Below are 12,018 nucleotides of genomic sequence, written 5' to 3' on the forward strand. Positions count from 1 at the left end.
TGTTATGGTGACAAGTTGGAAATCTTATATTCCAAAGTCTTGGTGCGAGATTAGCGAACGTCTTTGCGACGGCGCTCGATCCCGAATTTGCTGCTCGACGTCAGCCACATCAAGCGATTATTCCTCTGATCAAAGCCGAAACCGGCTGATTCAGACCTTTCCAAGACCAGCTCGGCGGCGGTAGTGTCGCCGCCACTATTCAATTTACTATCAAGGTGCCAGCAATGACCGTAACGTCGGCCTCTCCTGAAATCAAAATCGAACTCCACAAGTCTCCCGTGTCGGACGCCGATCGCATCCAGGCACTGGAGACGCCCGGCTTCGGAAAGGTCTTCACGGATCATATGGTCCTGGCACGATGGACTGCCGACAAGGGCTGGCACGATGCGAAGGTTACGCCGAGGCGCCCCCTGGAGCTCGATCCTGCGAGCGCCGTGCTGCACTACGCTCAGGAAATCTTCGAGGGCATGAAAGCCTACAAGGCGGATGATGGCCGGATCCTGCTCTTTCGGCCTGAAGAGAACGCACGCCGCTTCGCGCAGTCGGCGACCCGCATGGCGATGCCTCCTGTGCCCGAAGAACTCTTCCTGAAGGCGGTCGAAGAACTGGTCCGCGTTGACAAGGCCTGGATTCCGTCCGGCGACGCCAGCCTGTACCTTCGCCCCTTCATGTTCGCCAATGAGGCGTTTCTCGGCGTTCGTCCGGCTCTGGAATATGTCTTCTGCATCATCGCCTCTCCGGTTGGCGCCTACTTCAAGGGTGGCGCGAAGGCCGTCTCCCTTTGGGTCGAGACCGAATACACCCGTGCGGCCAGCGGCGGCACTGGCGCTGCAAAATGCGGCGGAAACTACGCAGCCAGCCTCGTGGCGCAAGCCGAGGCGTCGAAGAAGGGTTGCGATCAGGTCGTCTTCCTGGACGCCGCAGAGCATCGCTGGGTCGAAGAACTCGGCGGCATGAATGTCTTCTTCGTGATGAACGATGGATCAGTGGTGACCCCGCCCCTTGGCGGCACGATCCTGCCGGGCATCACCCGGGCCTCCGTGATCGTGCTCGCCGAAGAAAGGGGCTTGCGCGTCGAGCAGCGCCCCTACTCGTTCGCGGAATGGCAAGAAGACGCTGCCAGTGGCAGGCTCGTCGAAGCCTTCGCTTGCGGCACTGCCGCAGTCCTGGCGGGCATCGGCCTGGTTCGACATGCCGGCGGCGAGTTTCTGGTCGGAGACGGACAGACCGGCAAGTTGACCAGCGAACTGCGCCAGCAGCTCGTCAGTCTGCAGAAGGGCGTAACGAACGATGAGCACGGCTGGACCCGCCTCATCCCGACCTGAACTCCAGACGTTCCACGCGAACGGCGGCGTCAACACCCACATGGTGGGCGCCGCTCTCCGCCTCGCCCGCAAAGTCGTCGGGCTGGCGATATATTCCGCGCGAGCTTTCCAAATGGCTGGCACGCGAAAAGGACGAAGAAGCCGTCGACAGCTTCATCGCCTATACCGCAATATGCATGGTTGTTTCGCTCGACACGACACTTGCCCGCCGTGCTGCCGAAATAACGGCAACTCATAAATTCGCCACTGCCGATGCGATCATTTATGCGACCGCGGAACGCCATGATGCCGATATCCTGCCGTGCGACGCCCATTTCAAGGATCTCGAACGCGCCATCCCTATCGATAAAAAGACTTATCCTCATGTGACCCAAGCCCTCGACGGCGCAGCACAACGCTTCTATCACAACATGGAAAATGGTAATCTGGCATCTGAAATGGCTGAAAACCGGCATGTGCGGGCGGCACGAATCCAATGGCGAAAATGACGATCTCGCTTCCGGATCATCTGGCGGAATACGTCGAAAATCGTGTCGCAAGCGGCAGATACAGCAGTGCCGGCGCATTCCTGGCGGAGCTCATTCTGAAGGATCAGCTCCATCACAAACTAGACGACGAAGAACTGCGCAACATCCTGAGGCAGGCTGAGGAAAGCGGCCCGAGCGATCGACGCATTCCCGACATCCTGTCGGAAACGAAGGCCAAGCTGCGTGACAACAACCTATAGGCTGACCCGAACCGCGGACGCCGTGCTATCAGGCATCGACGAATATGCTTGCCTCAACTTCGGCGAGGCGCAGGCAGACGCCTATCTTCTCGACTGGGACAGGATTTTCGTGCTTCTTTCCCACGCTCCCTCCATGGGAGAAGAGTGCGACGAACTCGGCGCTGGCCTTCGCCGGCTCCTCCACATGCGCCACGTCGCCTTCTACCGGGTGGCATCGGAAGGGATTGTCGTCATTGACATCATCGACGCGGACCGGCTTCCCGAAAAACATCTTCAATCCAACCGACGCCCGCGATCGGCCGAACAGCATGCCTCCTGACTGCACCTCCGCCTTCTACGAGGAAAATGCCGAGACGTATGCCAACCGGGCGCGCAGCCTGCCAAAGCAGCGGCTCGATGCCTTCCTCGCTGGTCTTGCACCCGGTGCGGCAATCCTCGAACTCGGCTGCGGCGGCGGGCAGGACAGCGACTACATGCTGTCGCAGGGTTTCGACGTTATGCCGACGGATGGCTCGGCCAAGCTTGCAAGACAAGCGGAAGTTCTGATCGGCAGACCGGTCAGGGTCATGCTGTTCCAAGAGCTCGACGCCGACAGCGCCTTCGACGGCGTCTGGGCGCAGGCAAGCCTTCTCCACGTCCCGAGGCCCGAGTTGCCCGATGTCTTCGCCCGCACCCGGCGCGCCCTGAGGACAGGCGGCATCATTCATGCGACCTTCAAGGCAGGCGATGCGGAAGGCCATGACGGCTTTGGGCGGTATTACAACTATCCCTTGGCTGTCGGAGCTTTTGACGAACGGCGGCTGGGGGAACATCGCCATCAGCGAGAGCGACGGCGGCGGCTATGACGGCAAGCCGACCCGCTGGCTGACCGTGAGCGCAGAACGGTAAAGGCCGGAGCTTTCGCCCCGGCCTCCAACCGCAGAATCTTGAAACCGCTTAGTTGACGGACTTGTCGACCAACTTGTTCTTGCCGATCCAGGGCATCATGCCGCGCAGCTTGGCGCCGACTTCCTCGATCTGGTGGCTGTCGTTCATGCGGCGGATGCCCTTGAAGCGCGAGCCGCCGGCACGGTATTCCTGCATCCAATCGGAAGTGAACTTGCCGGTCTGGATGTCCTTGAGCACGCGCTTCATCTCGGCCTTGGTCTCGGCGGTGATGATACGCGGACCGGAGACGTATTCGCCCCATTCGGCCGTGTTCGAGATCGAGTAGTTCATGTTGGCGATACCGCCTTCATAGATCAGGTCGACGATCAGCTTCACTTCGTGCAGGCACTCGAAATAGGCCATCTCAGGCGCGTAACCGGCCTCAACAAGCGTTTCGAAACCGGCGCGGATGAGCTCGACCAGACCGCCGCAGAGAACGACCTGTTCGCCGAAGAGGTCGGTTTCGCATTCTTCGCGGAAGTTGGTTTCGATGATGCCCGAGCGACCGCCGCCGACGCCGCAGGCGTAGGAGAGCGCCAGTTCAAGCGCATTGCCGGACGCGTTCTGGTGAACGGCAACGAGGCAGGGAACGCCGCCGCCCTTCTGGTATTCGCCGCGAACCGTATGGCCCGGACCCTTCGGCGCGATCATGACGACGTCGAGCGATGCCTTCGGCTCGATGAGGCCGAAATGAACGTTGAGGCCGTGTGCAAAAGCGATCGCAGCGCCGTCGCGGATGTTGCCGGCGATGTCGGCCTTGTAGATGTCGGCCTGAAGTTCGTCAGGCGTAGCCATCATCAGGAGGTCACCCCATTTGGCAGCGTCGGCAACGGTCATGACCTTGAAGCCGTCGGCCTCTGCCTTCTTGATGGTCGGCGAGCCGGCCTTGAGAGCGATGACCACGTTTGCATGGCCGCTGTCCTTGAGGTTCAGCGCGTGCGCGCGACCCTGGGAGCCGTAGCCGACGATGACGACGTTCTTGGACTTGATGAGGTTGAGATCGGCATCACGATCGTAATAGACGCGCATTTGAAGTTCCTTCCCTTTGCTTGTCTTGTTGACTGTCATTAAAGCGGAATCAACCGAGAACCGGCATCTCCGCCAGAACCTTGTCCGTGCCATAAAGCCTGAGGAAGGCAGTGACCGCCCTCTCCGCCTGGCGCGCGGTATCCTTGAGGCCTGGCTCACCGAGCAGCATGCGCACATGCAGGTCGGAAACGATCAAGCCGTAAAGCGTGTGATAAGCCTCGTCGGCATCGGAAAAACGCAGGAGCCCTGCTCTCTTCCCGGCATCGATCAGCGCCATGGCGCGCCGGTCGATCTGGCGACGGCCGCGCTCGAGCAGCAGCTTGCCGAGCTTCGAGCCGTCACGGTTCGACTGGCCGATCGCCAACCGGTTCAGTGCCAGCGAGACGTCGCCGGCGAGCACCTCGAGCAGGTCACGCGCGAAAATGACGACATGGTCGTGCAGGCTCGCCGCCGTCAGCCGCTCTCCATTGCGCTCGAAGGTGCGCACCTTGCTCGCCTGATAGGCAATCATCGCCGATAGCAGACCGTCGCGATCGCCGAACCACTTGTAGAGGCTTTCCTTCGAGCAATTGGCGGCGCGCGCGACGCCCGAAGTCGTCAGCGCCTTCTCGCCGCCATCGACGAGCAATCGCAGCGCCTGCTCCAGAACGGCGTTCTGGCGCGGCGAAAATTCGCTCGGCTCTGCGGTATCGACAGACACGGTCATGACTCCCATATACGTACCGTACGGTACGGTTCGCGAGGTTTATGCGATAAACCGATCAGGTCGTCAAGAAGTCCAGATAGATTTTTTTAATACGGGAAACCGCGATGAAACACCAGAATTGGATAGGCGCGAATCCTCGGCGACCGCATAATGTCGCGCTATACCATTTGCCCGGAGGCTTCGATGTCACGCCTGTCTGCAGCTCTTCTGCTCGGAGCAATCCTCCTTGGCGGCTCAAGCGCTGTCGCGCAGTCCGACAGCGACGTCTATAACCGCATCGAGGAACTGCACGGCGATGCCGCAAGCTTCGACCGGCCGCTGCGCCAACTTGTTCGGGCGATGCGCTCAGGCGACGCCGAGACCATCGCCGGCCTTGCCGAATACCCGCTGACGGTCAAGGCCAACGGCGAGACCTACGACGTCGAGAACGCTGAGGATTTCATCGACAATTTCGACGATCTCGTGACGCCCGAGACCCGCCGCGCCGTCGGACGCCAGCAATACGAGGATCTCTTCGTCAACAGCGACGGCGTCATGATGGCCGGCGGCGCCGTCTGGATGGGCGCGGTCTGCGACGACACCGCCTGCGAGGCGAGCCATTGGGCGATCATCGCGATCAACAACTGAAATCTGGTGATGAGGGAAAGCCGATGAAATACCAGATAACAGCCGCAGTCATCGCCGCAGCTCTCACGATCGCCGCAAACGCACAGGCCGCCGAAACGCGCTGCGGCTGGATCGAGAATCCGACGCCCGCCAACTGGTGGCTGGAGGACGCGGAGAACACCTGGACGATCATGACCCAGGGCGACGATGCCGGCGAGGTGGAAGGCATGGAGCTGATCTCCGACATCTCCGAACATGAGTATGTGAGAACCAACGGCAATTACGGCTACGCCTGCGCCTGCATGAGTGTGGAGACCGATGGCACGGAGCGCATCACGAAAATCCTCTCCTTCCGCCAGCTAAAGCTCGCCAAATGCCGTGCCGACAAGGCGCTGAAATTCCCCGGCTGATGAGCCGCGGCTTATAACGCCGTGGCGCAACCTGCCGGGATGGCGAAAGGCTCTGCCGGCACCGCCTTGTCGATCGCGTAAAGCTTCGCGAAACCCGCATCTTCGACGAGCGTCAGGCCGGCCGGCATGAAGGTGCCGACATAGCGGTCGGGAATATCGGCATTGGCGACGAGGACGAAATCGAATCGACTGCGCCAATCCGACAGATAGGGCGTGAAGTCTCGATATTGCTGCATCATTGTCGGGCATGAAAGCACACCAATCGACAGCAGATTGCCCTCGGGAATCGCGATCTCAGACCATGGCGACAGAACGGAAAGCGGCTGTTTACCCTTTGCCGTGAAGAGCGTCGGAACGAAAGCATGCGAGAAAGGCACGGCAAGCGTCGGCAGGTGCCGGAAAGTATCCAGTCCCCAGGCAAAATGCCGGTTGGAATGGGAAAGACCGTTCACCGTCTCGGGTTCGTGTCCCAAAGGCAGCACGGCGGCACCGGCCGGCACCCTTTTGAGCGCGGTCTCGAGGGCACCAACGTCCTCCTGTGCCAGCCACCAGTTCCAGCCGACCCAGCCGGTGCGGCAGGAGACCGCGAGATTGATGACCAGCGCTAGCAGCAGCGCATGCCGGCGCGTGAGATTGGCAAAGGGGCACACCATCGCCATGGCGACCAGCGCCGTCATGATCGGAAAGCGCCAACTGATCCATCCGGTGCCCAGCATGTGGCGCGGTGAAACACAGGAGAGCAGCAGCAGGCCACAGGCGGCGACGGCAAGCCCCGCATGCATGCGGATATCGCCCGCGCGTATGGCGCGTGTGCAGATGAGGATCAGCGGCAGAACCAGGACGACATCCACCACCGGGACATAGGTTGTGATGGCGGAGAGCAGATTCATGACGATCAGGACAACGCCGTCATTCCATGCAAGCCCAAGGCCGTTGCCGCCGGCGTTGGGCAGAGCTGCCGTGTGAAGGTAGAGCGCGAGCGGCGGCAGGACGCAGGCGCCAAGCGCCAGCACCAACCGGCCGACGAGCCTCATCAGACCCGCCTTCGATCGCACTATGTCGATGCGCCAGGAAAATTCTAGGCCGCAGACGATCGCCATATAGAAGCCAAGAGCGAAGATGTGCATGACTGTCAGCAGCAGCGCGGCGGCGAGCCGCCAGGCAAAAAGCAGCGTGGGATTTCCGCCCTGCAGACGGAGATCGATGCAGGCAAAGCCGAGCGCCATGCCGAGGCCGATCTGGAAGTTGATGAAGCCGCCGATCATAGTGGCACACCAGCCGAGCGACAGCATCGCGGTCTGCCAGTGGTGCCGGCCACCGAAAAGCGCGCGGTGCAGGCCGATCGCCCCGAGTGGCGGCAGCACGATCGCCAGGAAAAGCAAAGCCCGCGCAAGCCTGTCGGCGCCGACAAGCGGCCCCAGCCAGGTGGCCAGAACATCGATCCCGACATTGGTGAAGGTGCGGCTCCAATCGACCGTATAGATCTTGGGAAACGGTTGCTCGCCTATCCCGCCCGAAAGGAGCCAGATACGGGCGTAGTGATTGGCGTAATCGAGAACTGGCGGAAAAGGAAACAGGAGGACCAAAGCCGCGGCAAGCCCGACGAAAGCAACGATCGCAACGGTGGAATCCTGCCTGGCAATCAATTTCTCAGGCCCGGCAGCGGCCAAGGCAGGCGCAGCAATCCGGTCCATTATCCGATCCGACTGCTCCTTTGCGACCGCGGCTCACCGGATGCAAAGGCCGCATCCAGCGCCGTGCGCCTGTCGCTGGCGCTCATCTCCGAGAAAGCGATCGACAGTTCTGCGTGTTCACTGCCGCGCACGATCGTCTCGACCATGAACATCGGCCGCTTCTTGCTCTCCTGTACCAGCCGTCCGAGATACTCGCCGATGATGCCGATGCAGATCAGCTGGATGGCACTGAAGGCGCTGACGGCGGCCATGATCGACGACCAGCCGGTGACCGTTTCGCCCTGCAGCCAACGAACGAAGGTGTAGACGAGCAAAGCGATCGCGACGCCGGCGCTCATCATGCCAAGCCATGTGCTGATGCGCAGCGGCGTCGTCGAAAAGCTGGTGATCGCATCCAGCGCGAAATTGATCATCTTGCGCAGCGGATATTTCGTCGTGCCGGCAAAACGGGCGTCGCGCTCGTAGGGAAGCGCCACCTGCCTGCCGCCGATCCAGCTGACCATGCCACGGATAAAGCGATCGCGCTCCGGCATCGCCAGCAGGATATCGACGACGCGACGGCGCATCAGCCGAAAATCACCGGTATCACGGGGGATGGTCACGGAAGCGAGCTTGGACAAAGCGCGATAGAAAAGCGAAGCGGAGGCGAGTTTGAACCAGGTTTCGCCCTGGCGGCGCGTGCGCTGGCCGTAAACGACGTCGGCGCCGCGCTCCATGATCGGCATCATCATCAAAAGCAGCTCAGGCGGATCTTGAAGATCGGCATCGATTAAAAGCACGCGCTCGCCCCGCGACGCGGAAAGACCAGCCGTTGACGCCAACTGGTGGCCGTGATTGCGCAGAAGACGTATACCGAGCACCTGCGGCACATCAGCCGCCAGACTGGAAATGATCTCCCAGGTGCGGTCGGACGAGCCGTCGTCGACGAGAATGAGCTCGAAGGCGTCGCCGGCAACGCTGTGAGCAGCAGCAACGGCGCGGCGGCAGAACTCGCGCAGGCCCTCTTCCTCGTTATGACAAGGCGCGACGATGGAAAGAAATGGTATTTGCGTCATGCGGACATCGGCGCCTGCTTGATGGTGGCGCCAGACTAGCGACGAAAGGTCAAACATCCTTTAACGATTGGATGCCTGTCGCAGAGCTATCCTGTCCGCAGCCAGCGGAATGTCGCTTTGCTTCGACCGATCAGACGACAAATCTCGACAATACTTGGCTTCCAGACGCGCGCCGCGCTACTCCGCCGCCATGATGTCGCGAGCGCCGTCGACATCGCGGGCCGGCGAGGCGCCGTAGAGGCGGCTGTATTCGCGGCTGAACTGCGACGGGCTTTGGTAACCGACGCGGTGGCCGGCCGTGCCCGCATCGAGGCGCTCCACGAGCATCAGACGGCGCGCCTCGTGCAGTCGAAGCTGCTTCTGATACTGCACCGGCGTCATCGCCGTGACCGACTTGAAGTGATGATGGAAAGACGACACGCTCATGCTGACGCGGTCGGCAAGGTCTTCGATGCGCAGTGGCCGGGCAAAATTCTCCTTCAGCCATGCGACGGCGCGCGCAACCCTGTTGCTGTGGCTGTCTGCAGTGGCGATGTTGATCAGCCGCGCGCCATCCGGCCCGGTCAGCACCCGGTAGAGGATTTCCTGTTCGATCAGCGGCGCCATGGCAGGAATGTCGCCTGGACGATCGAGCAAGCGCAACAGGCGGACGGCAGCATCCAGGAGCTCCGGCGGAGCGACGTTCACCGCCATCCCGCGCTGCCCGTCGGTATCGGCGGCTGGGCGCGGAATATCGATGCGGCTGAGCAACTCCAGCAGCTTTTCGGAATCGATTGCCAGCCCCAGGCAGAGATGCGGAACCTCAGGGCTCGCCTCCGTGACGCGCCAGGCGACCGGCAGATCGAGCGAGGTCAGCAGATAGTCGCCAGTCCCATAGCTGATAAGTTCCGCGCCGAGGCGCAGGCTCTTGGCCCCCTGCAGGACAAAGGCAAAACAGGGCCGATAGCTGCTGTGCAGCGGATCGCTGGGCTTGGACCGACGGCTGATGTGAAGATTGCCGATATCAGTCGCGAACTCGCCGTCACCGGTCGCGAAGCGCATCGCGATATCGACAATTTCCTGATAGGGGCTGAAGGGCAAGGTCATGCGGCAACTCTTTCTGTCAACTCTCTGACACCGGCGATACCGCTCTTATCTAGAGTGCCTTCGCCATTTCGCAAACAGGCTGGCGCCTCACTTTTGCAGGATCGTGCAAAAAGCTGAGAGGATCGCTCTAACCCTCAGCCGCCGTTCCGGGCAATAGTCCACCATCTCTTTCAACCCCTACCCACAATCGAAAAGGATGGTTCCCATGCCTATTGCAAGAGGCTACGCCGCGACCGATGCTTCCAAGCCGCTGACCCCTTTCACCTTCGAACGCCGCGATCCGAACCCCGATGACGTCGTTATCGACATCAAGTTTGCCGGCATCTGCCATTCGGACATCCACACTGTCCGCAACGAATGGAAGAACGCCGTCTATCCGATCGTGCCGGGCCATGAGATCGCCGGCATCGTCTCGGCCGTCGGCTCTGATGTGACCAAGTTCAAGGTCGGCGATCGCGTCGGCGTCGGTTGCTTCGTCGATTCCTGCATCGGCTGCGCCGAGCGCGACCTCGATCGGGAACAGTATATGCCCGGGCTCGCCGGCACCTACAATGACTTCGAAGCCGACCGCAAGACACGCACCCAGGGCGGCTATTCGGACTCGATCGTCGTCAGGGAAGGCTATGTCATGTCCATTCCGGACAATCTGCCGCTCGATGCCTCCGCGCCGCTGCTCTGCGCCGGCATCACGCTCTATTCGCCGCTGCGCCACTGGAATGCCGGCCCCGGCAAGAAGGTCGCGATCGTCGGCATGGGCGGCCTCGGCCATATGGGCGTCAAGCTCGGCGCCGCCATGGGCGCTGATATCACCGTTCTCTCCCAGAGCCTTTCCAAGAAGGAAGATGGGCTGAAGCTCGGCGCCAAGGAATATTACGCCACCAACGACCCGGAAACCTTCACGAAGCTTGCCGGCACTTTCGACCTGATCATCTGCACCGTCAGCGCCGAGATCGACTGGAATGCCTATCTCGGCCTCCTGAAGGTGGATGGTTCCTTCGTGGTGGTCGGCGCGCCGGAAAACCCGATCCCCGTGCATGCGTTCTCGATCATCCCCGGCCGCAAGAGCATTTCGGGCTCGATGATCGGCTCGATCAAGGAAACCCAGGAAATGCTCGACTTCTGCGGCGAGCACAACATCGTCTCCGAGATCGAGAAGATCAACATCCAGCAGGTCAACGAAGCCTATGAACGCGTTCTGAAGAGCGACGTCCGCTACCGCTTCGTCATCGACATCGCCTCGCTGGCGGCTTGAGGAACGAGGGGCGGCTCCTTCGGGGGCCGCCTGTCCATCCGGCCCGGACTACCCGCAACCGGTCGTCTCGAAGTGTAGGTCGTCAATTCTGGACAGCTAGATAGGCCTCCAACGAAGCCACAATTTTCGACCAGGGGTCTGTATCGAGATAGCAATGAGGTACGCCATCAACAATGACAGGGGTAAAAGGAATGCCACCAGGGGAATTGCGTCTCGATGGCATTCGCCGCCCCAGGAGGTGTTTCCGAGCCCGAGATAATTGCGCAAAGCAAAACAATCGCCCACTCCGTACGTTGCGAGAAGAATGAGCAGCGGTACGTGCACGAGATAGAGAGGGTAGGATATCTCGCCCATCCAGGTGGCGATGCGTTCAAACCGTGCATTTCTTGCCAGACACAAGCCAAACCACATGATCATTGGGTGAGCGGCAAATGTCAGGAGCAGATAGTATTTTCTCTCGGTGAGGACGAATCCCGAATAAAGCGCCGCAAGAGCAGCCACCAAAATCCAGCCAGACCAGGCTGCAAGCCTGATGCGGAAGCCTCGTCGCCAAAGACAACTGAGAAGCACTCCGCCATAGAAAGATGCCAGAACCCGGGGAAAGCCCCCGACAATATCACCCCAAACAGAGCCCGGCGGGTACCGAAAGTACCACAGCGCAACGACGAACGCCGGCGCCGATAACGCGACAATAGAAACGGCCACTCGGAGACGAGCCGCAGTGAATAAAAAGACTGCGTTGGCCACGACTTCAAAGAACAACGACCACGCCGGGCCGTTCAAGGGCAGAATGCCGAGAACAGTGTCCGACGGCGCGGGAAGCATGAGCAGGCTGGCAACGAAGGAAACGGCAAAAGTGCTGAAGCTCCAGTTTTCAAGATGACCAATCAGTGGGAAAACCGAAGCAGCGCCCAGCAATGTGCAAACCAGGTAGACGGGGTACAATCGCGCAATACGGTGGCTAATGAAGTTTCGGCAGCCGTCCGCCTGCAACAGGCTCTCGCCGTATCTTTCCGCCAAAACGAAGCCGCTTAACATGAAGAAAAGATCGACGGCAGCATAAGCGACGGGAAACGCACTGCTGGAGTGATAGATAAGCACGAGTATTGCGGACGCTCCACGCAATAAGTCGAGCATCCAGAAACGATGCTTTCCGTCAGCAGATACGTCGCTTGTCATGCAAAGATCTCACGCTCTCTTC

At 60.6% G+C, this 12,018-nt stretch carries 12 protein-coding genes and 2 pseudogenes; 8 read left to right on the top strand and 6 right to left on the bottom strand.

Translation table 11 applies throughout. The features are described from left to right. The first annotated feature begins 224 nt into the window (after positions 1-224). From AB8B31_RS13800 to AB8B31_RS13820, 5 genes and pseudogenes are all read left to right on the top strand, one after another. The gene (locus AB8B31_RS13800) at positions 225-1,325 is read left to right on the top strand and encodes a branched-chain amino acid aminotransferase (protein WP_047623369.1); all 1,101 of its coding nucleotides are present in this window, start codon (positions 225-227) and stop codon (positions 1,323-1,325) included. A 101-nt stretch (positions 1,326-1,426) separates the two neighbouring features. Further along, positions 1,427-1,678, top strand: a pseudogene (locus AB8B31_RS13805) (PIN domain-containing protein); the annotation flags it as partial. 122 nt (positions 1,679-1,800) lie between these two features. After that, on the top strand, positions 1,801-2,052 hold the full coding sequence (locus AB8B31_RS13810) for a ribbon-helix-helix domain-containing protein (RefSeq protein ID WP_018242765.1): 252 nt from the start codon (positions 1,801-1,803) through the stop codon (positions 2,050-2,052). After that, positions 2,036-2,371, top strand: coding sequence for a type II toxin-antitoxin system RelE/ParE family toxin (locus AB8B31_RS13815; RefSeq protein WP_018242766.1), 336 nt, complete (start codon positions 2,036-2,038; stop codon positions 2,369-2,371). Before AB8B31_RS13810 ends, AB8B31_RS13815 begins: the two co-directional genes overlap by 17 nt. Continuing rightward, positions 2,361-2,940 (top strand): annotated as a pseudogene (locus AB8B31_RS13820) (class I SAM-dependent methyltransferase). The gene AB8B31_RS13815 and the pseudogene AB8B31_RS13820 overlap by 11 nt, the downstream one beginning before the upstream one ends. A gap of 48 nt (positions 2,941-2,988) precedes the next feature. Here AB8B31_RS13820 and ilvC read toward each other — a convergent pair. Both ilvC and AB8B31_RS13830 read right to left on the bottom strand, forming a co-directional pair. Beyond that, a complete protein-coding gene (gene ilvC / locus AB8B31_RS13825; protein ID WP_026188461.1) occupies positions 2,989-4,008 on the bottom strand; it encodes a ketol-acid reductoisomerase in 1,020 nt (339 codons plus the stop codon). Between the two features lie 49 nt (positions 4,009-4,057). Continuing rightward, the gene (locus tag AB8B31_RS13830) at positions 4,058-4,723 is read right to left on the bottom strand and encodes a TetR/AcrR family transcriptional regulator (RefSeq protein ID WP_183619152.1); all 666 of its coding nucleotides are present in this window, start codon (positions 4,721-4,723) and stop codon (positions 4,058-4,060) included. Between the two features lie 141 nt (positions 4,724-4,864). Between AB8B31_RS13830 and AB8B31_RS13835 the strand changes: the two genes are divergently transcribed. Further along, a complete protein-coding gene (locus AB8B31_RS13835; protein ID WP_183619154.1) occupies positions 4,865-5,341 on the top strand; it encodes a hypothetical protein in 477 nt (158 codons plus the stop codon). 23 nt (positions 5,342-5,364) lie between these two features. Beyond that, positions 5,365-5,730, top strand: a complete 366-nt coding sequence (locus AB8B31_RS13840; protein WP_130652730.1) for a DUF4087 domain-containing protein — start codon at positions 5,365-5,367, stop codon at positions 5,728-5,730. Positions 5,731-5,741: 11 nt separating this feature from the next. On the opposite strand, the gene AB8B31_RS13845 is transcribed toward AB8B31_RS13840, so the two are convergent. From AB8B31_RS13845 to AB8B31_RS13855, 3 genes are all read right to left on the bottom strand, one after another. Then, on the bottom strand, positions 5,742-7,424 hold the full coding sequence (locus AB8B31_RS13845; protein ID WP_130652731.1) for a hypothetical protein: 1,683 nt from the start codon (positions 7,422-7,424) through the stop codon (positions 5,742-5,744). After that, positions 7,424-8,479: a glycosyltransferase family 2 protein gene (locus tag AB8B31_RS13850; protein ID WP_130652732.1), complete on the bottom strand. Its 1,056-nt coding sequence runs from the start codon at positions 8,477-8,479 to the stop codon at positions 7,424-7,426. Before AB8B31_RS13850 ends, AB8B31_RS13845 begins: the two co-directional genes overlap by 1 nt. A gap of 177 nt (positions 8,480-8,656) precedes the next feature. Continuing rightward, on the bottom strand, positions 8,657-9,565 hold the full coding sequence (locus AB8B31_RS13855) for an AraC family transcriptional regulator (RefSeq protein WP_130652733.1): 909 nt from the start codon (positions 9,563-9,565) through the stop codon (positions 8,657-8,659). Positions 9,566-9,770: 205 nt separating this feature from the next. Here AB8B31_RS13855 and AB8B31_RS13860 point away from each other — a divergent pair, with 205 nt between their 5' ends. Further along, positions 9,771-10,817, top strand: coding sequence for an NAD(P)-dependent alcohol dehydrogenase (locus tag AB8B31_RS13860; RefSeq protein ID WP_018242772.1), 1,047 nt, complete (start codon positions 9,771-9,773; stop codon positions 10,815-10,817). A 96-nt stretch (positions 10,818-10,913) separates the two neighbouring features. Here the strand turns inward: AB8B31_RS13860 and AB8B31_RS13865 are convergent, their stop codons facing one another. Further along, on the bottom strand, positions 10,914-11,996 hold the full coding sequence (locus AB8B31_RS13865; RefSeq protein ID WP_130748007.1) for an acyltransferase family protein: 1,083 nt from the start codon (positions 11,994-11,996) through the stop codon (positions 10,914-10,916). Positions 11,997-12,018 lie beyond the last annotated feature (22 nt).

The sequence above is a fragment of the Rhizobium sp. 62_C5_N11_2 genome (assembly GCF_051811185.1).
Lineage (GTDB): Bacteria > Pseudomonadota > Alphaproteobacteria > Rhizobiales > Rhizobiaceae > Rhizobium > Rhizobium leguminosarum.